The 23,726-nt window shown below is 52.9% G+C and carries 23 protein-coding genes and 2 tRNA genes; 3 read left to right on the top strand and 22 right to left on the bottom strand.

Features of this window, described 5'->3' with window-relative positions; genetic code table 11:
* Positions 1-68 precede the first annotated feature (68 nt).
* Entirely contained in the window at positions 69-1,097 is a 1,029-nt protein-coding gene (locus V8I28_RS07615; RefSeq protein ID WP_341779525.1) for a sugar-binding transcriptional regulator, read from the bottom strand.
* Positions 1,098-1,353: 256 nt separating this feature from the next.
* Here V8I28_RS07615 and V8I28_RS07610 point away from each other — a divergent pair.
* Positions 1,354-1,425 (top strand) — tRNA-Arg (locus V8I28_RS07610).
* 239 nt (positions 1,426-1,664) lie between these two features.
* On the opposite strand, the gene V8I28_RS07605 is transcribed toward V8I28_RS07610, so the two are convergent.
* The gene (locus tag V8I28_RS07605; protein ID WP_341779524.1) at positions 1,665-2,273 is read right to left on the bottom strand and encodes an ECF transporter S component; all 609 of its coding nucleotides are present in this window, start codon (positions 2,271-2,273) and stop codon (positions 1,665-1,667) included.
* 191 nt (positions 2,274-2,464) lie between these two features.
* On the opposite strand from V8I28_RS07605, the gene V8I28_RS07600 reads away from it, so the two are divergent.
* A tRNA-Arg gene (locus tag V8I28_RS07600) sits at positions 2,465-2,536 on the top strand.
* A gap of 242 nt (positions 2,537-2,778) precedes the next feature.
* Here V8I28_RS07600 and V8I28_RS07595 read toward each other — a convergent pair.
* Both V8I28_RS07595 and V8I28_RS07590 read right to left on the bottom strand, forming a co-directional pair.
* A complete protein-coding gene (locus V8I28_RS07595; protein WP_341779523.1) occupies positions 2,779-3,516 on the bottom strand; it encodes a LiaF transmembrane domain-containing protein in 738 nt (245 codons plus the stop codon).
* Between the two features lie 5 nt (positions 3,517-3,521).
* Positions 3,522-3,971, bottom strand: coding sequence for a LytTR family DNA-binding domain-containing protein (locus V8I28_RS07590; protein ID WP_341779522.1), 450 nt, complete (start codon positions 3,969-3,971; stop codon positions 3,522-3,524).
* Positions 3,972-4,246: 275 nt separating this feature from the next.
* On the opposite strand from V8I28_RS07590, the gene clpP reads away from it, so the two are divergent.
* The gene (clpP, locus tag V8I28_RS07585; RefSeq protein WP_341779520.1) at positions 4,247-4,843 is read left to right on the top strand and encodes an ATP-dependent Clp endopeptidase proteolytic subunit ClpP; all 597 of its coding nucleotides are present in this window, start codon (positions 4,247-4,249) and stop codon (positions 4,841-4,843) included.
* A 191-nt stretch (positions 4,844-5,034) separates the two neighbouring features.
* On the opposite strand, the gene whiA is transcribed toward clpP, so the two are convergent.
* From whiA to pstB (V8I28_RS07495), 18 genes are all read right to left on the bottom strand, one after another.
* Positions 5,035-5,973 carry a DNA-binding protein WhiA gene (whiA, locus tag V8I28_RS07580; RefSeq protein ID WP_341779519.1) on the bottom strand — a complete coding sequence of 313 codons (939 nt, stop codon included), beginning with the start codon at positions 5,971-5,973 and terminating at the stop codon, positions 5,035-5,037.
* 3 nt (positions 5,974-5,976) lie between these two features.
* Positions 5,977-6,990: a gluconeogenesis factor YvcK family protein gene (locus V8I28_RS07575; RefSeq protein ID WP_341779518.1), complete on the bottom strand. Its 1,014-nt coding sequence runs from the start codon at positions 6,988-6,990 to the stop codon at positions 5,977-5,979.
* Entirely contained in the window at positions 6,987-7,871 is an 885-nt protein-coding gene (rapZ, locus tag V8I28_RS07570) for an RNase adapter RapZ (RefSeq protein ID WP_341779517.1), read from the bottom strand. The genes V8I28_RS07575 and rapZ overlap by 4 nt, the downstream gene beginning before the upstream one ends.
* Before the next feature lie 488 nt (positions 7,872-8,359).
* A complete protein-coding gene (locus V8I28_RS07565) occupies positions 8,360-8,902 on the bottom strand; it encodes an HdeD family acid-resistance protein (protein ID WP_341779516.1) in 543 nt (180 codons plus the stop codon).
* Positions 8,903-9,047: 145 nt separating this feature from the next.
* On the bottom strand, positions 9,048-11,906 hold the full coding sequence (gene uvrA / locus V8I28_RS07560; RefSeq protein ID WP_341779515.1) for an excinuclease ABC subunit UvrA: 2,859 nt from the start codon (positions 11,904-11,906) through the stop codon (positions 9,048-9,050).
* A 21-nt stretch (positions 11,907-11,927) separates the two neighbouring features.
* Positions 11,928-13,934, bottom strand: coding sequence for an excinuclease ABC subunit UvrB (gene uvrB, locus V8I28_RS07555; protein WP_341779514.1), 2,007 nt, complete (start codon positions 13,932-13,934; stop codon positions 11,928-11,930).
* A gap of 213 nt (positions 13,935-14,147) precedes the next feature.
* Positions 14,148-14,669, bottom strand: coding sequence for an acetyltransferase (locus tag V8I28_RS07550; protein ID WP_341779513.1), 522 nt, complete (start codon positions 14,667-14,669; stop codon positions 14,148-14,150).
* A complete protein-coding gene (locus V8I28_RS07545; RefSeq protein ID WP_341779512.1) occupies positions 14,666-15,310 on the bottom strand; it encodes a YfbR-like 5'-deoxynucleotidase in 645 nt (214 codons plus the stop codon). The genes V8I28_RS07550 and V8I28_RS07545 overlap by 4 nt, the downstream gene beginning before the upstream one ends.
* 330 nt (positions 15,311-15,640) lie before the next feature.
* Positions 15,641-16,582 carry a thioredoxin-disulfide reductase gene (gene trxB / locus V8I28_RS07540; RefSeq protein WP_341779511.1) on the bottom strand — a complete coding sequence of 314 codons (942 nt, stop codon included), beginning with the start codon at positions 16,580-16,582 and terminating at the stop codon, positions 15,641-15,643.
* A gap of 66 nt (positions 16,583-16,648) precedes the next feature.
* Positions 16,649-17,554: a UTP--glucose-1-phosphate uridylyltransferase GalU gene (gene galU / locus V8I28_RS07535; protein ID WP_341779510.1), complete on the bottom strand. Its 906-nt coding sequence runs from the start codon at positions 17,552-17,554 to the stop codon at positions 16,649-16,651.
* A gap of 32 nt (positions 17,555-17,586) precedes the next feature.
* Positions 17,587-18,600 (bottom strand): NAD(P)H-dependent glycerol-3-phosphate dehydrogenase, encoded by a 1,014-nt coding sequence (locus tag V8I28_RS07530; RefSeq protein WP_341779509.1) that lies wholly within the window; start codon positions 18,598-18,600, stop codon positions 17,587-17,589.
* A 15-nt stretch (positions 18,601-18,615) separates the two neighbouring features.
* Entirely contained in the window at positions 18,616-19,479 is an 864-nt protein-coding gene (lgt, locus tag V8I28_RS07525; protein ID WP_341779508.1) for a prolipoprotein diacylglyceryl transferase, read from the bottom strand.
* Positions 19,480-19,484: 5 nt separating this feature from the next.
* Complete coding sequence (hprK, locus tag V8I28_RS07520) at positions 19,485-20,420, bottom strand: HPr(Ser) kinase/phosphatase (RefSeq protein ID WP_341779507.1); 936 nt, start codon at positions 20,418-20,420, stop codon at positions 19,485-19,487.
* Between the two features lie 88 nt (positions 20,421-20,508).
* Entirely contained in the window at positions 20,509-20,880 is a 372-nt protein-coding gene (locus V8I28_RS07515) for a phage holin family protein (RefSeq protein ID WP_341779506.1), read from the bottom strand.
* A gap of 1 nt (position 20,881) precedes the next feature.
* Positions 20,882-21,220 carry a PspC domain-containing protein gene (locus V8I28_RS07510; RefSeq protein ID WP_341779505.1) on the bottom strand — a complete coding sequence of 113 codons (339 nt, stop codon included), beginning with the start codon at positions 21,218-21,220 and terminating at the stop codon, positions 20,882-20,884.
* A gap of 210 nt (positions 21,221-21,430) precedes the next feature.
* A complete protein-coding gene (gene phoU, locus V8I28_RS07505; RefSeq protein ID WP_341779504.1) occupies positions 21,431-22,108 on the bottom strand; it encodes a phosphate signaling complex protein PhoU in 678 nt (225 codons plus the stop codon).
* Positions 22,109-22,119: 11 nt separating this feature from the next.
* The gene (gene pstB / locus V8I28_RS07500; RefSeq protein WP_341779503.1) at positions 22,120-22,878 is read right to left on the bottom strand and encodes a phosphate ABC transporter ATP-binding protein PstB; all 759 of its coding nucleotides are present in this window, start codon (positions 22,876-22,878) and stop codon (positions 22,120-22,122) included.
* Positions 22,879-22,896: 18 nt separating this feature from the next.
* Positions 22,897-23,685 (bottom strand): phosphate ABC transporter ATP-binding protein PstB, encoded by a 789-nt coding sequence (gene pstB / locus V8I28_RS07495; RefSeq protein WP_341779706.1) that lies wholly within the window; start codon positions 23,683-23,685, stop codon positions 22,897-22,899.
* Between the last annotated feature and the right edge of the window lie 41 nt (positions 23,686-23,726).

Below are 23,726 nucleotides of genomic sequence, written 5' to 3'. Positions count from 1 at the left end.
ACTGTGATTTCCTCCTTCAGGAAGCAAATAAAGAATAATTTTTTAAAAAGCAGTACGTGTTAAGTGTATCACTTTTTTAAAACAAAGTCAGCAGCTCCTTCATCGGTTATTAGCCAAGTTGAAGCTGGCGCTAAATGCATGTAGGCCGCAATGGCGGCGCCCTTCTCGGCACCCCCGGCAACGGCAACCACTAATTCTTTAGCGGCTAAATCAGCAATTTCGACCCCAATTCGGGGAAATTTACTGACCACGTGACCCTCGGCATCGAAGAAATAGCCGAAGGCCTCCCCCACGGCATGTGCGGCCGTCAAATCGGCAATCACGTGGGGTGAAATTTTCCGGCGCTCGGCCATCACGAAGGCTTGACCGATGCCGTGAATCACAACATTACTCTGAGCAATCAGCTGAAGCACCTCGTGAATCGCGGGCTCCGCAAACAGCGGCTTGTAGGTCGCCGTGTTTAACTGCTCGGGAATGAATAAGGAACGAAACTGGCCGTTGGTCTGCTGGGCCATCTGGGCGCTCACGGCGTTAGCCTGAATGGCCGGCGCCTCACCAACCCCACCGCGGGCCGGAACGAACAACAATTCCCGGTTAATCGACAGGGCCGGCGTCAGAACCGAAGCCACAGTCGCTAACGTATGGCCGCCCATCACGGCAATGGTGCTCTTGCCCGCAGGCAACTGATCCGTCAAGACTTGGCGGGCCGCTTGCGCCATCGCCATGAGCGATCCGGTCGGGGCGGTACTGTCACCGGGCACAATCGTGCAGTGGGCAATGTGTAGCTTAGCTGCCAGTTGCCGTTCGCGATCCTGCCAACCGGACAGGTCATTCATCACGGGCGCTAACCCGCGTAAGAGCCGTTGACCGGCCTCCGTGATTTGCATGCCCTTCACCGACATCTGAATAAAGCCCAGCTCGGCTAGAGCATCCGTAGTCGTCCGAATCGTCCGCTCGGAGCAGTCCAAGTTGGTGGCCAATGTGCGGCGGCCAACCGGCTGCGTGTTCGCGATCCCTTGGAGGACCCGGAATCGGCTGGTTAATTTCGTAACCATCTGGGGCATAATAGCTTCCACCCACTGCCAATCTTCACGCATCCGACTTACCTCCTAGTGGGACGATTAACGACCAGCGGTGGTCGACTAGCGCCCACCCTGGTCAAAAAAATTCAGGCCAACCAGAGCTAACCTTTACGTTTGTTAGTATAAGCCCCCATCCCCAACATTGCAAGCCAACACTCCCGCCGATTTGGGTGTAGAAATTTTCGAAAATAAAAAATATTTAAACGCCCCTTGAATTTATATTCAGCTTCGGTTATAGTAGTTAAGTGCTCAAAAAGAGCAAAGGCACTATGCGCCCGTAGTGTAATGGATCGCACGTAAGATTCCGGTTCTTGAAATGGGGGTTCGATTCCCTCCGGGCGCATTGGCTCGTCGTAACCCGTGGTGGTTGCGACTTTTTTTATACCCTTTTGAGGGCCTCAGCGTGGCATGACCACCGGTCTATAAAAAAAGAGTTCGGCATAAAATCCCCAAACTCTTGCACACCAACGCTAGCTGGCCGAAACGCAGACCTAAAGGCAATCGGTTCTGTTTAAACCTAATAATCCCAACAGTCAAGGCCCGGATTATCCGGCTAACCGCCTTTGCGCCCACGCTTATTTTTCATCTCATCACATGATTAATTTTATCCCACCGCTTGCGTAACGGGGCCGCAATCAACGGTGCGACTAGGACATCCAAGATTAATTCCGGAATGGCATTGGTCACCAGCGAAAGCATCAGGACGTAACCCAACGTCTGGTTGCCTTTGGCGCCAAAGGCCGTCGCAACGGCCGGTGTTTGATAGAAGAAAAAGACCAAACCTAACACAAGTAACGTGTTAATCAACGCCGCCACCGCCGCAGCCCAGCGCATGGCTCGACGCATCGGCCACTGCCGATTACGCCCCCACAGGTAAATCAGGCCGGCGCCCAACCCCATCAGGAGACGCGGCACGACCGAAACCAGCGGATTGGTAAACACCAGCGGCGCAACCGGACTCGATGGCCAGGTGAAGGCCCGTACGAAGGTAATCAGGCCCCAGAAGCCCCCAATGAGCATCCCGTCCTTGGGTCCCAACGCCGTGCCGGCCACGATGACCGTCAACCCAATCAGGGTCATGCTGAACGGTCCTAATGGGATGTACCCCAAGAAAGGTAAAATATTTTGTAGTAAAACGATCGCCATCAACAGTGCATCCACCACTAGGCGAAAAGTCTTATGTCGCGTCATCTTTGGCCCCCACTGAAAAGTTAATGCCGATATTATAGCATAATTCCGCTGACAGCGTTCAGGTAACGACTAATTTGGCGTGGCCGGTTCGCCGAATCCCGACGTTCGGTAAATCTGGCATTCTCATCAGAAACTAACTTGTATTTTTATCCAAAATCAGTTATAGTAGTTAAGGTGTTGTTAATCACTATGCGCCCGTAGTGTAATGGATCGCACGTAAGATTCCGGTTCTTGAAATGGGGGTTCGATTCCCTCCGGGCGCATTACCAGCAAAGCGGTCAGGTCTCATCTTTCGGGATGAGGCTTTTTTTGTCGCTTAAAAAGGGAGTGTGACAAAAGGCGATTAGCCGGCGAGCATTAAGGCTGCTAACTGAATAATCCCGGGCTTGGATTGTTTGGTTAGTCGTTTTAAGCGGAACCGACTGCCTTTTGGCGCACGTTTTAGCTATGTAAAGGTGACGCAAACAAGCCTGGGCGATTTTGTCCCAGGCTTCCTACAGTTTGTTTAAATATAAATAATTCCAAGGCCCCCCAGGGAGACCCGCCCCTTGACCATCACCGTTGGACCAGTCGTTCCCGCGGGTTCCCCCGTGGTCTCGACGCTTCCGAGGTCGGCATCCACGTCCACCTTCACGTTCCAGTCCGTAGGAAGATACAGTTGAATGCCACCGAGATGGGCGTCCACGTTGATTAGGGCCCCACCATCGCTGAGGGTCACGTCGTCAAAGTACAGCTTGGCATTGCCCATGGAAACCCGCACGTCCGCCTGACGAAAATCACTCGACTGGAGGTAGCGGATGCTGTTACTCATATTGACATCGACCACAATGGCCGAGTCGTCTAGCGTTTCCACGTCATCCTCGCCGTGGTGCGACCAATCGCGGTGATGGTGATGCGACCAATTTCCCTGAGCCCGCCAATCGTAGTGGTACCAGCGCTTGGGCCGAATGATCAATGACAGTCCCAGCGACAACAACACCGCCGCAATCAGAATGGTCCACGGGGCCAGGGCCGCGATGCCCAGCGGCTTAGCAAAGATAATGGCCAGAAACGCCAGGGAGAAGACCATCCCCCACACGGCCAGATGCATGAGACTTTCAACGAAGGCCGCCACCAGAAAAACCGCCAACAATAGTGGCCAGAGACCCACGTGATAACTGAAGATACCGAGTTGACTCGTCACTAGGACCACGGCGCCTAGGACCAGGAAGACGCCCCAAAACCAATTTGCTCGTTTACGCATAATTTTTACCCCTTTTCCTCTAGCGCCCGCTTCAACGCCTGATAATAACGCCGCGAAACGTAGAGTTGCTTGTGTGAATTTTGAAATTTAACCAGGTTCCCCGTCACCGACCGCGTCAGGGAGAAGACCTGCGTCCGATTGAGGATGGCCGACTTGGAAACCCGCATGAACTGAGGCGGCAGGGCCTCCGCTAATTCGTACAGCCGCTGCGTGGTCGTATAGCGCGCCGTTGCCGTATGCACCGCCACCTGATGGTCACTTGCCTCGAAGAATAGAATATCCGTAAGATTGACCCGAAAACTCTCGCCGTGCCAACTGAACGTCCACTGCTGATTGCCCGCCGCGACCTCTTGAATGGCCCCCACTAACTGGTCAACCACTGGTGTGCGGGCTGGTACCCGGATGGTCACTTCCGGTTCGCTTAGTGTCGGATCAACCTCCACATGGATTTTCAAGTCGTCACCCCCTTTCGTCTTACTTAGTTAACCATACGACCGACCAAAAATAAATAGCGCGTTCGTAAGTGGTCACTTTCTTGGCGTAACCGGTGGCTAACGTGATAGAATACGTGACGTTTGGTCAATTTCTGGTATGATAGTTCTAGTCAAATGGTTGTTGAAATTATCGAAGTCATATTGTTTGACCTATTTTGACCATAGCGGTACACTAGCAACATGTTAGCAATCGCTAGCCATTTCTACGTTAAATAAATAAGGGAGGCTATCTTGTCATGAATTTAGTACCTACAGTTATTGAACAATCATCCCGTGGCGAACGGGCCTATGATATCTATTCACGACTATTAAAAGACCGGATCATTATGCTTTCCGGTCCAATTGAAGATGACATGGCCAACGCCATCATTGCACAATTGCTCTTCTTGGATGCCCAAGACTCCACCAAGGACATCTCACTTTACATCAACTCACCCGGTGGTGTCGTTTCTTCCGGCTTAGCCATCTACGATACCATGAACTTCATCCAATCTGACGTACAAACGATCACCTTGGGGATGGCCGCTTCTATGGCCAGTGTTCTGGCTTCATCTGGGACTAAAGGCAAGCGGTTTGCCTTGCCTCACGCCCAAGTGATGATTCACCAACCATCCGGTGGCGCGCAAGGTCAACAGACCGAAATCGAAATTGCCGCTCGCGAAATCTTGAAGACGCGTGAATTAATCAACAAGATTTTGGCCGAAAACTCCGGTCAACCCGTTGAACGTCTGAACCAAGACACCGAACGGGACAACTACTTGAGTGCTCAAGAAGCCGTCGATTACGGGTTAATCGACCACATCATGACCAACAGTAGCGAACAAACCAAGTAATTGATGTTTAATTTAAACGAAACCACCCAACGACTGTGAGCGTTGGGTGGTTTTTTTTGGAAACACTGGCGCAACGGGACCGTCAAGCTCGCCCCGATCGCTCGTTTAAGCCACGGGCGGCGTCTCTGACCAGTCCAGAGACCAAAAAGGCCCCCAGCCATTCGGCTCGAGGTCTCGTTATTTCTAAAACTTTAAGCAGAAGCCTGTTCGCGCAGCTGCTTGGCGTAGTCGTTAATCTTCCGCAGTCGATGATTAATCCCCGACTTGGAGATCGGACCACCGGGCACCAGATCGCCCAGTTCCTTGAGGCTGACTTCCTTGTGAGCCAACCGGGTCTCGGCCACCTCACGCAGTTTGACCGGCAACTGCGCCAGTCCCACCGTGGCATCGATGAATTGAATGTTATCGATCTGCCGGGTTGAAGCGTTGGCCACCTTATCTAAGTTGGCGTTCTCGCAATTGACCAGCCGGTTCACGGAGTTCCGCATGTCCCGCATAATCCGAATGTCTTCGAACTTCAGCATGGACGTGGTGGCCCCAATTAACGATAGAAAGTCGGCAATTTCTTCGGCACTCTTCAGATAAGTGATATAACCACTGCGCCGCACAATCGTTCGCGCGTTCAAGTTATACCGGTTCATCATTTCCGCAATCATCTGGTTATGTTCCTCGTATAGGGAGTAGATCTCCAGATGATACCGGCTGGTTTCCGGATTGTTGACGGACCCGCCGGCCAGAAAGGCGCCGCGTAGGTAGGAGCGCACGGATAGGTCGGAATTCAAAATCTCCGCTGGGACGGATTCGAGCAGTTGCATGCCGTCGAAAATACCCAGATCGGACAAGACTTCCGTCACACCGGTCTTCACCCGCACGATGTAGAGGTTATTTTTCTTTAATTTCATCTTCCGCCGAACCAACAATTCACTTTCCAAATCGTAGAACTGCTTGAGCAGTTGGTACATCCGCCGCGCAATGGCCGGATTCTCCGTCTGCACGTTCAAGACGAAATGGTGGTTCGCTAAGCCTAACGCCCCGTTCATCCGGATCAACGCTACCAGCTCGGCCTTGGCATTGTCCCGATGGACTTCGAGGGTCGTCAGCTCTTTCTTCACTTCACTGGCATATGACATGCGTTAAAGTCCCCTTTCCATCCGATAACGAGGCTGACCAATCAGGTTGAGCAGTTCATTGACAACCTCCTGCCCATTGTGGAACGCCCCGTTATCGCGTAATTCAAGAAAGTCCGTGGAGATTACCCGGCACCCCTGATCGCGGAGTCCCTGGAAATCGTGACGAACGGGTTGGGACATCTCATCCCAACGTTGATAATCGATGTACTGACTCGGCACCGTCTGGGAGTTCACCAGCACCGTGTCGATAAAGTTTTCGTTTAAATGTTGATTCAGAACCCGGACGTGGTCGGCATCGCTGAAGTTTTCCGTTTCACCTTTCTGCGTCATGATATTGCAGATGTACACAACCTCGGCGGGACTCTCCTTGACGGCCGTCCCTACGCTGTCGATCATCAGGTTCGGCAGGATACTGGTAAATAAGCTCCCGGGTCCCAGCACAATCTGGTCGGCGTCCATAATCGCATCGATCACTTGCCGCACCGCATGCGGTTGGTCATGGTGATCACTGGTCTCGACCCACACCCGCTTAATCAGCTTGTGAGCCGCCGTAATCTCGGATTCACCGCTGAGCGTACTGCCATCGGCAAACTGCGCGTGCAGCTCCAGTGGCTCGTTAGCGGCCGGATAGATGTGACCGTTGACGCGCATCAACTGCGAAAGTTCTTGGACAGCATCAAAAATACCGCCCTTCATTTCCGATAAGGCGGCAATGATTAGGTTTCCAATGGCGTGGCCGGCAAAGAAATCATCAGTCGTTTCGAATCGGTATTGAAACAAGTCTTTATAAATAGATGGGACTTCGGCCAGAGCCACCATGACGTTACGGATATCTCCAGGCGGCACCACGTTGACGTAGTGGCGAATAATGCCTGAAGAACCGCCGTCATCGGCAACGGTTACCACCGCCGTGATATCGACATCACGATCGCGGAGATTGCCTAAGATGACCGGTAAACCAGTCCCCCCACCAATGACCACAATCTTGGGCCGGCGGGTACGCAATGGATCTCTCATGAGCGGTTAGCGGACTCCTTTCGCTTTTCAATATCGCGATGGGTCACGTGGACTGGGTAAGTATTGCCTAGTGCTTGACCGATACGTGTTGCCAGGGCTACCGAGCGGTGTTGCCCGCCCGTACAGCCAATCGCGATGGTAAGGTTAGCCTTACCTTCCTTTTTATAGCCCGGCACGATGGTCGTGAGGAGCTTGATAAACTGTTCGTAAAATTCTTCGGTTTGGGGCTGCGCCATGACGTAGTCATAAACATCCTGATCCTTCCCCGTTTGATTCCGAAGAGCCGGAATATAGTACGGATTGGGCAGGAAACGAACGTCCATGACGATGTCGGCATCGATGGGCAACCCGTATTTAAAGCCGAACGACATGACTTCGATGTGGAAGACCTGGGCCGACTCGGTCTCGTAATTGTGAAAAATCTCTTCCCGCAACTTCCGGGGGCTCAACTGGGTGGTGTCGATCACCAATTGTGCCGCCTGGCGAATCGGCGCCAACAGCCGCCGTTCGCGTTGAATACCTTCCATCACCCGACCGTTGCGCGCCAAGGGATGGGAACGCCGGGTCTCCTTGTAGCGCGAGACCAGCTCCTCATCGGAAGCGTCCAGGAATAAGACCTGGGCGTTCATCGTGCCGTGAACGGCCACGTTATTCAGCATATTGACGATTTCATCGTAAAATGCTCGGGATCGTAAATCGATCACCAGGGCAATCTTCGATAATTTACCGGACTCGCGGACCAAATCCCAAAACTTGGGCAGTAACGAAGGTGGCATATTATCAATACAGAAATACCCCAAATCTTCAAAACTCTGCATGGCAACGGTCTTCCCGGCGCCACTCATCCCAGTGATGATGACTAAATGGATTTCATTTGTCATGGCTCTCCTCCAGCTTCTTTAAAAACGTCTTTAAGCAGTATAACACACCGGGCGTGTCTTTTCCTAACAATTCCCTTAAATTCCACAAATCCTTCTCTTTTTCGACCAAACTGCCCCACACAAAAACGCTAGCCCCCACCATCTAGGCTGGGACTAGCGTTTGATTAACTCATTAATTGGCAAATCTTTGGCCCGCCCTGGCCGCGGATCTGGTCGCCTTGCCGTTCACCAGCGACATTGCCTGGCTGAATAAACTGTTTGGTTGCGGATAACCATGACCGTAGCCGAGAGTGAAGCCAAATATGAGCTCAGCCGTGGGATTTCCCAAGTGGGTTTCTTGGGAAATGGCGACTTGGAAACGCCGGTTTTGGGCGGTTCCAAGCGAGAACTGAGACCGTTTCTCAGGCTCAGTTCGGTCCTCCCCACCGCGTTCCAGCTCATATTTGGCGAACGGTAAGGCGACCAAGCCAGCAAGCCGCTACGTAACTTTACCGGCTACGGGCGATGGAGATCCAGATGGCATTGATGCCAAAGATGGTGAAGAAGATGGCGATTAAGCCATTCAGGGACAGTGCGGCCACGACCGGGTGGACGAACAACAGAATCCCCACGACTAACGCCAGGACATCAAAGATGATGGACAGCCAGAAGTAAAAGCCCCCGAAGCTCCGCAGGTGGCTAGCAACCAGTAAACGTTCCAAGGAATCAACGATAAACCAGATGGCAAACAGGTAGCCCAACGTCACGATGGCACTGTTCATGTCAAAGAAGAAGACTACCGCAATCAGGATATCCAGGATGCCTAAAACTAACGCAAAATTAGCCCGGAATCCCGTCGCTTCATGGAGCTTCCGGTACCCAGCAATCGTGGTAAACCCACTCAATAACGCCATAATGGCAAAAATAATCGCTAAACCAGTTAACCCAATCTTGGGCGAGCGGAAAAGTCCATACGCGGCAACTAAGAATAAGATACCAAGAATGAATTCGCTCCAGTCAAAGCCCCAGCGGGTTCGATTCATATTAAACATCGTCTACATATCTCCTCACAACTTCGGTCAAGTGACGACCGGTTTTCAACCATTGTACTGGTTTTCGTTAAGGTAAACAAGTTCACTTAACAAAAGAGGACGGGAAAACCGCCAGTTAGCAGTCTTCTCGTCCTAATTTACATTTTCATGACGCCGAGGCATCCGCTTCCGTTCGCGCCTTATCCCGTTCCAGAACAGGCTTCAGGTACTGACCGGTATAGCTGTCCTTGACTTCCGCCAATTCTTCCGGTGTGCCGGTCGCAACCACGTTACCCCCGGCTTCGCCACCTTCCGGACCCAGGTCAATCAGGTGGTCGGCCGTCTTGATGACGTCTAAGTTATGTTCGATGACCAATACCGTGTTGCCCTTGTCCACCAGGCGGTGAAGCACCGTCAGCAGGCGTTTGATATCGTCGGTATGCAGACCGGTCGTGGGTTCATCCAGAATGTAGAAGTTCTTCCCATTCTGTTGCTTATGCAGCTCGGAGGCCAACTTCATCCGTTGGGCTTCCCCACCGGACAACGTCGTGGCGGGTTGACCGAGCTTCACGTAGCCCAGGCCCACGTCCTGAATGGTCTGGAGCTTGCGGGTAATCTTAGGAATGGCCTCGAAGAACTTCAGGGCTTCGCTGACCGTCATGTCCAATACGTCGGCGATGTTCTTCCCCTTGTATTCGACTTCCAGCGTCTCGGAATTATACCGCGTCCCGTGACAAACCTCGCAGGGCACGTAGACGTCGGGCAGGAAGTTCATCTCGATCTTCAAGATCCCATCCCCGTGACAGGCCTCACAACGACCGCCCTTGGTGTTAAAACTAAAGCGGCCCTTCTGGTAGCCCCGCAGTTTGGCATCGTTGGTCTGTGCAAAGAGCGCGCGGACATCGTCGAAGACCCCGGTATAGGTGGCCGGGTTACTCCGCGGCGTCCGACCAATTGGACTCTGATCGATATCCACCAGTCGTTCGATGTTCTTGACGCCGGCAATGCTCTTGTATTTCCCGGGTTTTTCAGAATTTCGGTTCAGCTTCTGCGCCAAGGCGCGTTTCAAAATGGTATTCACCAGCGTTGACTTCCCGGAACCGGAGACCCCAGTAACCACGACGAATTCGCCCAACGGGAAGTCCACTGTGATGTCTTTCAAGTTATTCTCGGCCGCACCGGTCACCCGAATGGTCTTTCCATTACCGGAACGCCGTGTCAGCGGCACCGGAATGTACCGTTTGCCCGAGAGATACTGCCCGGTCAGTGACTTGCGTGAGCGCATCACCTGTTTCGGCGTGCCGGCGGCCATCACATGGCCCCCGTTTTCCCCGGCACCTGGGCCGATGTCCACGATATAATCGGCGGCCCGCATGGTATCCTCGTCGTGTTCCACCACGATCAGGGTATTTCCCAGGTCACGCATCTGTTTCAGCGACGAAATGAGCCGGTCGTTGTCCCGTTGATGCAGCCCAATCGAGGGTTCATCCAGGATGTAGAGCACCCCCGACAGGTTCGACCCAATCTGGGTGGCCAACCGGATTCGCTGTGCTTCCCCACCGGATAGCGTCCGGGCGGAACGACTCAGCGTCAGGTAATCCAAGCCCACGTTACGCAGGAAGGTCAAGCGATCCTTGATTTCCTTTAAAATTGGCTGGGCAATGACTTGGTTCTGTTCGCCAAAGCTCAGGTCCTTGAAGAAGGCCAGTTCCTTATCGACGGGTAAGTCCGAGACCGCCCCGATGTGTTGGTGGTTAACCTGAACACTCAGCGCCTGCCGATTCAACCGGTAGCCGTGGCAGGTCTGACAGGTCAACTCCGCCATGTACTTACGCATAACGTCACGCGTGAAGTCACTGTTGGTTTCCTTGTAACGACGGTCGACGTTGGGAACGACACCTTCGAAGGCAACATCCACGTCGCGGACACCACCGAAGTCATTTTCGTAGTGGAAGTGAAATTCCTTGCCCTTTGAGCCGTAAAGAACCAGGTCCCGATCGGCCTTCGGTAAATCCTTAAACGGCACGTCCATGTCGATGTTAAAGGCAGCCGCGGCCTGTTCTAGCAAGGCCGGGTAGTATTGCGAACTGATTGGATTCCAGGGTGCTAAGGCGCCCTCACGCAGTGTCTTGGTCTTATCGGGCACGACGAGATCCAAGTCGACCTCGAGCTTGACACCCAGCCCGTCACAGTCGGGGCAGGCCCCGAACGGCGCGTTAAAGGAGAATAACCGCGGCTCCAGTTCACCCACCGTGAACCCACAGACGGGGCAGGCGTAGTGTTCTGAAAAGATCATTGGTTCGCCGCCAATGAGGTCGGCAATGGCGTAACCACCACTCAACCGGAGCGCCGCTTCAAAGGAATCGAAGAGCCGTGAGCGAATGCCCGACTTGACTACGATCCGATCGATAACGATCGCGATATCGTGGTTCTGATTCTTATTTAGTTCCGGAACATCGTCAATATCCATGATGTCTCCGTCCACGCGCACGCGGACAAAGCCCTCGCGGCGAATCTTTTCAAAGACCTTCTTGTGTTGCCCCTTCTTGGCCCGCACGATTGGCGACAGAACCTGGAGCTTCGTCCGTTCGGGCAAGTCCAGAACCTGGTTGACCATCTGCTCGACACTCTGACTGGTAATCTTGGTCCCGTCGTTGGGACAGATAGGCGTTCCGACTCTGGCCCACAGCAAGCGGAGGTAATCGTTGATTTCGGTCACCGTCCCGACCGTGGACCGGGGGTTCTTCGAGGTCGTCTTCTGGTCGATTGAAATGGCCGGGCTTAGGCCATCAATCGAGTCAACATCCGGCTTATCCATCTGACCCAGGAACTGCCGGGCGTAGGACGATAGGCTTTCCACGTAACGGCGTTGGCCTTCCGCATAAAGGGTATCAAACGCCAGTGAACTCTTCCCGGAACCGGACAAGCCACTGATGACTACCAGTTTATTCTTAGGAATCGTGACGTCAATGTTCTTTAAGTTATGCGCTCTAGCGCCGTGAATTACGATTTTATCGTTTAACACTTCATCTTCTCCTTACTCGACCTAATCGCCGATCTCGGTCTTCATATCCATGACGGTATCCCGAAGCGACGCCGCTTGTTCGAAGTCCAGCTTCTTAGCGGCCGCACGCATCTCGTCTTCCAACCGCGCAATCAATTTACGTTGGTCATCCTTGGACATGTCTTCAAAGTCAGTCGAAACGAAATCATCCTTTTCGCCCTCGTGATCGTTCTTCTTCGTTACCGCAATCAGGTCCCGAATTGGCTTAATGATGGTCTTCGGCGTGATGCCATGCTGCTTATTGTAAGCCATCTGGACCTTCCGCCGACGTGCCGTCTCATCGATCGCGGCCTGCATGGACTCCGTCACGGAATCGGCATACATGATGACGGCCCCATGGGAGTTCCGCGCCGCCCGACCAATCGTCTGAATCAGCGACCGTTCGTTACGCAAGAACCCTTCCTTATCGGCATCCAGAATCGCGACGAGCGAGACTTCGGGGATATCAATCCCTTCACGCAGCAGGTTAATGCCGACCAGCACGTCGTATTTACCCAAACGCAGGTCACGCATGATCTGCGTCCGCTCCAACGTCTTGATATCGGAGTGCAGGTAGGCCACCTTGATACCCAAATCTTTCAGATAGTCGGTCAAGTCTTCGGCCATCTTCTTGGTTAACGTGGTCACAAACGTCCGCTCGTTGGCTTCGACGCGTTGGTTAATCTCACCCACCAGATCGTCCATCTGGCCCATGATTGGCCGGACCTCAATCGTCGGGTCGAGCAACCCAGTTGGCCGAATAATCTGTTGAACCACGTGATCCGTCTGCTCATGTTCGTACGGACCTGGGGTAGCCGACATGTAAATAACCTGGTTGACGTGTTGTTCAAATTCGGACAACTTCAACGGCCGGTTATCCAGCGCACTCGGCAACCGGAAACCGTAGTCGACCAGCTGTTGCTTCCGGGCCTGGTCCCCGTTGTACATCCCGCGAACTTGCGGCATGGTGACGTGGGATTCATCCACGACCAACAGGAAGTCCTTGGGGAAGAAGTCGAGCAAGGTGTACGGTGGTTCCCCGGCCTTGCGACCATCCATCCACCGCGAGTAGTTTTCAATCCCACTCGTATAGCCCATTTCACGCATCATTTCCAGGTCATAGGTGGTCCGTTGCTTGAGTCGCTGGGCCTCGAGCAACTTGCTCTGACCCTCGAGTTCGGCGACTCGATCCTTCATTTCACCTTCGATGCCCGCCGTGGCCTTCGCCATGATGTCATCGTTGGTCATAAAGTGGGTGGCCGGGAAAATTGCCACGTGCTCGCGATCGCCGACAATCTCGCCGGTTAAGGAGTCTACCTCGCGAATCCGGTCAATCTCATCGCCAAAGAATTCAATCCGTAGGGCCCGATCGTCACGCGACGCCGGGAAGATTTCCACCACGTCACCATGAACCCGGAACCGACCCCGCTGGAAGTCGTAGTCGTTGCGTTCAAATTGAATATTCACCAGTTTACGCAACAGATCGTCGCGTTCAATCTCCTGGCCAACCCGCAAGGAAACCACGTGATTCTTGTATTCGGTAGGGTCCCCTAACCCGAAGATGGAGGACACGGAGGCCACCACGATCACATCGTTACGTTCCAGTAGCGAGCTGGTCGCCGAGTGCCGGAGCTTATCGATTTCATCATTAATGGAAGAATCCTTTTCAATGTAGGTATCACTGGACGGCACGTAGGCTTCAGGTTGGTAATAATCGTAGTAACTCACGAAGTACTCAACCGCATTGTTGGGGAAAAACTCCTTAAACTCACCATAGAGCTGGCCGGCCAACGTCTTATTGTGGGACAACACCAGCGTGGGCTTGTTCACGTTCTTAATTACATTAGAAATCGTGAAGGTCTTCCCAGTCCCGGTGGCCCCCAGCAGAATCTGTGCCTTCTCGTGTTCATTCAGCCCCTTTGTAAGTTGGGCAATCGCCTCTGGCTGATCACCCGTGGGTTGATAATTGGAAACCAAGTCGAACTTCCGGTCCGATTGTCGATCTATCATGGCATAACCTCCCTACCAAATTCTACGAAAAACCGTCATGCAGACGTGCCTGACGGTCAATCTCAGTCATTCACGATTTAGACGAGCATTCCCGTCTGCCAGCACGCTTAAAACTTCTTATCTCACTAGAAAAAATGGGAAACAATCCGCTTCCCATCGTGCCCAAATATTTTACCATACCGAACATACTTTCGCCAGTCTCAGGTCCTATGCTCAAAACTTATCCTGATAGATGGTGACGTTGGCCGTCCGTTCACCGCGAACGACCGTGGTTGTTTGAATAGCCTGTAATTGTTGGTCTTCCCAGAACTGCTTCGTTTCCCGGTCGCCCATGAAGACGCTGAGCTGGAGTTGAACCGCGCCGGCTGCCCGCAAGGTGGCGACTAAACTGTGGTAATAATCGGCGGCTTGCTCGGTCGTTAACTGCCGGTCGGTCATCCACATGCCCAACCAAACGAGGCTGGGTAAGGGATAGTCAATAATCAAATCGACTAAGACCACCAACTGATCCCCCTGAAAAATACCCAGGTAGGCCTTCTGGTCGGGCATCGCGTTCATCGGAACATCCGTGACGTCTTGAATCGCTTCGTTACGCGTTACCGGGTGATCCTGAAAATAATTAAAGTAGGCGGGATGTGCCGCCTGAAAATCATAAATTAAATCATCATCGGCGTGCGTCAGTGGTCGTACCGTGGCGCCCGTCAACATTTGGTTCCAAACCTCAGCTAATTTCATGCGTTATCTCCCTGTTTCAACAAATTATCCGTCAGTGTCGCGAGCTTCTGTCGGTCGCTAAAGTCGGCGGCCAACATTTCCGGTAAGACCTCCGCCAGGAAGTATTGCACGCACGGCATCTGCTTGAATTTCAAAATCGTGGTTAGACTCTCCCGATAAATCTCGGTGAAAACCGGATCCGGATTGCCCTTTTGAATCTCACCAAAGGATTCGTACAGCAGGTCAACCTTATCGGCCACGGACAGGATCTGCCCCTCGAGGGTATCGTCCTTGCCCTCACCCAGTCGACGGGTGTAGGCGGCCTGAAATTGGGTCGGAATTTCATTCTTAATGAAGTTGGCCGTCAGCGAGGACTCCACGTCGGCCAGCATCTGGCGCAACTGCGGAGTGGCGTACTTGACGGGCGTCTTAATATCCCCAATGAACCGCTCCGTGTAGTCGTGGTTCAGGGATTTCTCGTAAAGCAGGCGCCAGTTGACCTGATGGCCCGCATTCTCCTCCACGTCCCCTAGGAATTGGGCAACTTCGGCCACCTTAAAGGAATGGGCAGCCACGGAGTGTTGCTCAAACTTGAAATACCCCGGTGCCCGGTCGATTGTTTCCAAATCACTGAGACTCTGTAAAAATTGATTCATCCCCATAATAGAACACTCCTCTATCATCTTAATTTTTAGTTGTGGCTAGACGCCTACGCCGGTTAGGAAATGGCGACTTGGAAACGCGGTCTGCGCGTTTCACTGCCCCTTTGGCTCGAGTCTAGATGCCGCGAATGGCAAGGCAGCGACCTCAGTTGCCCCAACCATTCGTTATGTACGGCGGGCCTGGAATCAAACATCCCCAGACCCTTTCACGTTTATTTTAAATAGCCCTGACTCGTCACTTTCTGTCCCACGCTCACTCCGCCAGAGAGAATTGCGCCTTCACAAAAAGCGGAAACCACCCCTGTGAGGTTGTCTCCGCTCATTTATTCATTATTTGGCGGAAGCCGCCTTGGACTTTAAGGCTTCCAGATAACTGAAGGCTTCTTGGCCAGCAATGCCGCCATCCCCTACGGCCGTCGTAATCTGCCGCAAGGTCTTTTGCCGAACATCACCGATAGCAAAGATACCAGGAACCGCCGTGGCCATCCGGTCATCGGTCTTGATCCAACCCTTGTCGTCCGTGATACCCAGGCTCGTGAAGGCTTCGGTCATTGGGAGATTCCCCACGTAAATGAAGACCCCACTGACCGCCAGTTCACCGGTTTCACCGGTCTGGTTGTTCTTCGTCTTGACGCCTGTCACTTTCATCGCGTCACCCACGATTTCGGTGACGTTGGTGTTCCAAACAAATTCAATCTTATCGTTAGCAAAGGCCCGGTCTTGCAAAATCTTTTGGGCCCGCAGTTGGTCACGCCGAACCACGACCGTCACCTTGGACGTAATCCCTGCCAGGTAGAGGCTTTCCTCAACAGCGGAATCGCCACCACCCACGACAACGACTTCGCGATTCTTAAAGAACGCCCCGTCGCAGACCGCGCAGTAGGACACCCCTCGGCCACCAAATTCATTTTCGCCAGGCACGCCCAGCTTCTTGTATTCGGAACCAGAGGCAATCAGAACGGCACCGGCACTGTAATCCCCATCATCGGTCTTAACCACCTTGTGGTCGCCGTGGTCTTCAATGCTTTCCACGTTGCCGTATGCGAATTCCGCGCCAAATTGGGTTGACCCCTCGTACATGTCCTTGGCCAAGTCTGGTCCGAGAACCGACTTGAACCCCGGATAGTTTTCGATTGCCGCCGTGTTGTTCATCTGACCACCGTAAATCCCGCGGTCCAACATCAAAACGGAAAGGTTCGCCCGAGAAGCGTACAGCGCACCGGTCATGCCGCCGGGTCCCGCACCAATTACAATGACATCATAGTTTTTCAAATTCTTAACGCTCCCTTCTGCTCTTCGCCTTTAGTGTACTTTACTATCAAAAAGGAAGTTTGTCACCTATTTTGACTTGGGGGTCTTTTCATCCTCGGCGCTCAGCTTAGCCCCCATTTCTTTAATGTACGTCCGCAAAGCGTCCTTGGTTTCTGGGTGTTGCAGGCCGTATTCGATGTTGGTTTGGATCCAGCCGAACTTGTTGCCGACATCGTAACGCTTGCCCTTGTATTCGTGGGCAAAGACCCGTTGCGTCTTATTGAGGTTGTCGATGGCGTCCGTCAATTGAAGTTCGTTACCCAAACCAACCGGCGTGTTTTCCAATGATTCGAAGATTTCCGGCGTGAAGAGGTACCGGCCAATAATGGCCAAATCACTCGGTGCCTCGTCCGGTTGTGGCTTTTCCACGAAGTTCGTCACGTTGTAGAGACCCGGTGCCGTTTCCTCGGAAGGATTGATAACCCCATACTTAGCGGTATCCTTGTGCGGTACCCGCATGACGGCCAGCGTGGAAGCCCCCGTCTGGTTGTACCGGTCGATCAATTGCTTGGTCAATGGCACCTTGCTATCGGTCATGTCGTCCCCTAACATCACGACGAACGGTTCGTCCCCGATAAAGGCCTTAGCGGTTAGAACAGCGTCACCCAAGCCACGCGGGTACGGCTGGCGAATGAAGTAAAGATTCATGCCAGTCGTTTCCTGGACCTGCCGCAACATTTCATCCTTGTGCTTGGCCCGCAGGTTAGCTTCCAACTCGGGGTTGGAATCAAAGTGGTCTTCGATTGACCGCTTGGACTTCCCATCGACAATCACAATGTCTTCGATCCCGGACTTGCGGGCCTCTTCGACGATGAATTGGATGGTTGGCTTGTCCACGATGGGCAGCATTTCCTTGGCTAAAGCTTTGGTGGCAGGTAAGAAACGGGTCCCAAGACCTGCGGCTGGAATGACGGCTTTTCTAACTTTTCTCATAATTCATATCCTCCTGTGTATCCCCAACTAAACTAAAATTCTGAGCGTCCTTCACGTTGCATTAATTCTGAAATGGCCGTGCGAATGTCTTTTCCTTCGTACAACACTTGGTAGATCGCCTCGGTAATCGGCATCGAAACCCCGCGTTGCTTGGACAATTCATAAGCGGCCTTCGTGGTAGCGACCCCTTCAATCACCATCCCCATATGGTTGATTACGTCGTCGAGGGCTTCACCACGGCCTAACTCGTCACCGGCCCGCCAATTCCGTGAATTGGAACTCGTGGCCGTAACAATAATATCACCGACACCGGACAACCCGATAAAGGTCATCGGATCGGCACCAAACGAGGTCCCCAGCCGAGAGATTTCGGCCAGGCCCCGTGTCATCAACGCGGCCTTGGCATTATCGCCATACCCTAAGCCGTGTAACGCACCGGCCCCTAAAGCGATGATGTTCTTCAAGGCTGCCCCGATTTCAACGCCAATCACGTCGGGGTTAGTGTAAACCCGGAAGTAATTGGTCATAAACAACTTTTGCGTGTGTTTAGCCGCATCCAAACTTTCACTGGCCGCCGTGACCAACGTCAGGTCATGCCGGGCAACGTCCTCGGCGTGACTCGGACCGGACAAGACCGTGATGGATTGCCGGTTGGCCGCCGGAATCTCTTCGGCCAAGACCTGCGAAATCCGCTTATAAGTCTTCTGTTCAATCCCCTTGCTGGCGTGAATCAGCGCTGGCCGGTTCCCCGTCTTCTGGAGAATGGCGGCCACCTGACCCGCCACCGAACGAACGGCCTTGGTCGGGACGACAAACAGAATCGTTTGTACGCCGTCTAGGGCACTCGCCAAGTCGGAGTAAGCTACTAACGAAGGAGAAAACGTAAAGTCTTTAATATAGTGCGAATTCGTGTGGTTCGTGTTGAGCTCCTCAACTTGCTTGGGATTGTACGACCATAACCGGACGTCATGCCCGTTTTCATCCAAGACACTCGCTAAGATTGACCCCCATGAACCGGCACCGAGTACTGCAATTTTCTCTGACATAGTAATGGATTCTCCTTATTTAGAAAGTTTTGATTGTTCGCGAAACGGGTTGCCATCCAGGTAGGCAGTCGGCTGAATCTGTTGCCGACGCCGGTAAACCCAGATAATCAAGGCGCCTACGAATAACACGACTGAAAGCAACTGCGACACGCGCAAGCCACCGAATAACATCAAACTATCCGTCCGCATGCCCTCGATAAAGAAGCGGCCGAACGAATACCACAGGACGTAGCTGAGGAAGACTTCCCCCTGCTTGAAGAGCCCCGGCGTGTGCCGCAAGCTCATCAGCATGATGAATCCCAGTAGATCCCAGGTCGACTCATATAGAAAGGTCGGCTGCCGGTAAGCACCGTTAATCAACATCTGATTAACGATGAAATTCGGCAGATGTAAGCCCTGCAGAAAGGCCAGGCTGGTAATTCGCCCAAAGGCTTCTTGGTTCATGAAGTTCCCCCAGCGCCCGATGGCCTGTCCTAGAATCACGGTCGGCGCGGCAACGTCTAACATTAACCAGACGGGAATGAACCGGGAACGACAGAAGAAGAAGACCACGAGGCCGGCCCCAATCAGCGAGCCGTAGATGGCAATCCCCCCGTCCCAGATGGCAATAATCTCGCCGGGGTGCTTGGCGTAGTACGACCACTGAAAGACAACGTAGTAGGTCCGTGCGGCGATCAGCGCCGCCGGTAAGGCCCACAGAATCATATCGTAAATGTCATCGGGATTAATCCCGCGACGACGGCCCTCGCGCACGGCTAAGATCACGGCCAGAACGACACCGGAGGCGATGATCACGCCGTACCAGTGTACCGCGATGGGCCCTAGATGAATGGCGATGGGATTAAGCGCCGCCACAATTGGTGAAAAAATAACGCCCATCTCCCCTATTTATTTTGTGAGTTTTGTTTGATTAAGCGGTTCAGGTTCTCATCGAAGACCTTGGTAGCATCGTAACCCATGGAACGGGCCCGGAAGTTCATGGCCGCGGCTTCGACGATAATTGCCAGGTTCCGCCCGGTTCTAACCGGAATGGTAATCTTGGGCACGACCACGTCGAAGAACTTCTGCGACTCGCTGTTGTTGCCCAAGCGATCAAAGTGATTGTCGTCCTTCCAAGCCTGCAGGTGCACGATCAAATCAATATCGGTCTCGGAGCGAACGGCCCCGGCCCCGAACAGGTTCATGACGTCGATAATCCCAATCCCGCGAATTTCCAGCAGGTGACTCAGGATGGCCGGCGCCGCCCCAACCAACGTTTGCTCGTCTTGTTGGTAAACCTCGACGCGGTCGTCGGCAATCAACCGGTGTCCCCGTTTGACTAATTCCAAAGCGGTTTCACTTTTCCCAACGCCGGAGTCCCCGGTAATCATGACCCCGACCCCGTAGATATCGACCAGTACACCGTGAACGGATTGCCGTTCGGCCAGCTTGCCTTCGAGGAAGTTGGTCATATTACTCAGCACCCGCGAGGTCGTCAGCTTCGTTCCTAGAATCGGAATCTCGGCTTCCTCGGCGGACTGTTTCAGTTCCTCCGGCGGGTCCAGTTGCGTTGAGACGACAAAGGCCGGCGTCTCCGGCTGACACATCTTCCGCATGACGTCGAGAATCTTCTCGTGGGTCATCCCCTTGGCAAAGGACGTTTCCGTAATCCCTAATAATTGAATCCGTTTTGCTGGATAGTAATTAAAGTACCCGGTCAATTCCAAACCGGGACGTGAAATATCACTCGTCGTAATCAGGCGATCCAGGTGATCCTCACCGGAATAGACATCTAACCGGTTGGCTTTCACCAGATCAGCCACTGTAACACTTTCTGGCATAGGAGTTCCTCCTTATTGCATAGTGAACTACTTTAATTTTAGCACTTTAATGGGGTTACTCCTACCAAATTCATTCGTATCGGGTAAGTTAATTGCGGGCGAAATGATCACTGATGATAGCATTAAAGATGGACATAATCACGGCCACCATCATGGTGATCCAAAACGAAGCGAAGGCAAAATTGCTGCCCACGAACCATGAGGTCAATTCAAGCATGATGGCATTAATCACCACGCTGAATAGTCCCAGGGTCAAAACGGTAATGGGTAGTGACAAGACGAACAAGATTGGCTTCACTACGGCATTAAGCAGGGCCAAGACAAAACTAGCCAACAGCGCGATGCCGATCCCGGAAACGTAGAAGGCATTCTGTAGGCTACCGGCCAACGAGCTTTGAAAAAAACCAGCCAACGCCAGAAAAATTACGGCGTTGACTAAAATTCGGGTCCAAAAGCGCATCTTATTCACCATCCTTATGGGAATCCTTGACATCCTGTTCCGTCACATCGTGGATGACCTTGCGTCCACTGTCCTTGGGTGCCGGACTGGCCCCGCGGAAGAGATCGCGCAGGCTCGGCCCACTCCCAGTCTCCCGGTCTTCGAAGGGCATGAAGGTATAGAGAATCACGTAGACGGCCAGGCCCAAGATACCGTGAGCGAACGGCATGGCGACCGTAATCAAGACGTAGATGATTCGTAAGAGATTAGCATTCCAATTAAAATGTTCAGCGATTCCGCCCAAGACACCGCCCACTAATCGGTTGGTGCGAGAACGAACGAAACGTTTCTTTGCTGCCATCGGCGGCCACTTCCTTTGTGTTAAATTAAAATTCCTTTTATGGCAAGAATAACGAAAGCGGCCACTGAAAGCAAGTTTCCAGTGACCGTTTCGGTAAATCTTCAGATTAGATTAATGATTCTTGGTGAGCCTGGGCCAAAACCGCCCACGCTTGTTCGCGTCACCTTTACATAGCTGAAACGTGGGACAAAAGTCAGCCGGTTCCGCTCCCTAATCGGCACTATCGGAGTTAGCCGGGTTCAATTCCACAATCTGGCCGGACTTCCGGTAGACAATCCATTCGCAAACGTTGGTGACGTAATCGCCGATCCGGCTTAGGTCCTGCGACACGTTGAGGTAGATCGAGGCGCCCGTCTCAAACGTCGGGTCCAGCCGCATCTGTTGGTAACTATCGGCACGAATCTGATGGTTTAATTGGTCGAGTTTCCGGTCAATTTCCGCCAATTCGCGTGCGGCGTGGTCGTCCTTATTCACGTAGGCCGCCAGCACGTCGCGAATCATCCGGGTCGTAATCTGCCCCATCTCGCCAATCAACTGTTCCAGCCCGGGAATCTTCTGCTTACTGCCGAACTTAATGGTCGAATGGGCCACGTTACGGGCGTGGTCCGCGGCCCGTTCCAGTTCCGATACCGCCTTTAAGATGGTCACAATTTCCCGTAGGTCCGTGGTCACGGGCTGGTACAGGGCAATCATCTCAAACGTCTTTTGCTCCAGCGCAATCTCACGTTGATTAATCTCATGGTCGTGGTCGATCAGCTTCTGTGCCGCCACGGCATCGCGACTCATGAACGCATCCACCGCCTGCTGAACGACTTCGCTGACCAGCATGCCCATTTCCGTGAAGTCTGCGTCCAGTTCTGCCAACTCGTCATCAAACAATCTCCGCATAACTTGCCTCCTTAACCGAATCGTCCGCTAATATAATCTTCCGTCTGCTTTTCAGCGGGATTCATGAAAATATTCTTAGTTTGGTCCACTTCCACCAACTCGCCATTCATGAAGAATGCGGTCCGATCCGCAATTCTTGAGGCCTGTTGGAGATTGTGGGTTACTGTAATAATCGTATAATCGTGACGTAAATTCAAGAGGGTTGTTTCAATTTGACTACTCGAAACGGGGTCCAGGGCACTCGTGGGTTCGTCTAGCAAAATGATTTCCGGTGAAACGGCCAGCACCCGGGCGATGCACACCCGTTGCTGTTGCCCACCGGACAAGGCCAGAGCGCTCTCGTGTAAGTGATCCTTGACCTCGTCCCAGACGGCCGCCTGCCGCAAGGATTTTTCAACCACGGCATCCAACTTTTCCTTGTCCTTTTCCCCGGCAATCCGCAAGCCGTAAATCACGTTGTCGTAGATGGAAAATGGAAACGGATTAGGCTGTTGAAATACCATGCCAATTTCCTTACGAATCTGAACGGTGTCGGCACTCGGCGCATAGAGGTCCTGGTCCTTAAACTTAATGGTCCCGGTGATGGTCACGTTGGGAATCAGGTCGTTCATCCGGTTGAGCGTCCGCAGATACGTGGACTTACCACACCCGGACGGTCCGATTAATGCCGTAATCCCCTTGGCCGCAAAGTTGAGGTTAATCCCCATCAATGCTTCCTTATCACCATAGTACAAATGTAGATCCTGCGTGGTTAAAATATCCTTACTCATTATCAATTCTCCTCCTCGTTAACCGAAGTTCCCCGAAACATAATCACTGGTAATCTGGACCTGTGGATTCGTGAAGATTTGGCTCGTCGTATCGTACTCCAATACGCGCCCCTGATTGAAAAATGCCGTATATTCACTGATCCGTCCAGCTTGTTGCATGTTGTGTGTCACGATAATAATGCTGTAATGCTGCTTGAGTTCCAACAACGTATCTTCCAACTGACTGGTCGAGACCGGGTCCAACGCACTCGCCGGTTCATCCAACAGCAGGATGTCCGGCTTGACCGCGATGGCCCTGGCGATGCACAGCCGTTGTGCTTGCCCCCCGGAAAGTGCCAGCGCGCTCTTGTTCAGGTCGTCTTTGACCTGATTCCACAGCGCCGCTTGCTTCAACGACGTCTCGACAATTTCATCCAAGTCGTGCTTATCGGTCACGCCCCGTAGTCGCAGTGCGAAGGCGATGTTATCGTAGATGGACTTGGCAAACGGGTTGGGGCGCTGGAACACCATCCCCACCCGGCGCCGCATCTCGTAGACGTCGATGGCCGGCTGGTTAATGTCCACGCCGCGGTACATGATCTTACCGGTAACCGTTGCGATCCGGTCATTCATTCGGTTCAACGACCGCAGAAACGTGGATTTTCCCGAACCAGACGGCCCAATCAGCGCCGTAATCTGGTTGCTGGCGAACCGGAGATCCCCCTCCGAGATGGCCTCTTTCTTTCCATAGTAAACGTGTAAATCCTCGGTCGACAGAATCGTGGGGTGCTCGGGATCGGCTGGCTGGACCACGTGCCGTTCCAACATCTCTGTGTTCTGCGTGACATCGTTATTTAAAAACATGGACC

Source organism: Levilactobacillus sp. HBUAS70063 (assembly GCF_038374745.1).
GTDB lineage: Bacteria > Bacillota > Bacilli > Lactobacillales > Lactobacillaceae > Levilactobacillus.
The sequence above is the reverse complement of the archived record's forward strand: the minus strand, read 5'-3'. Positions and strand labels throughout refer to the sequence as shown.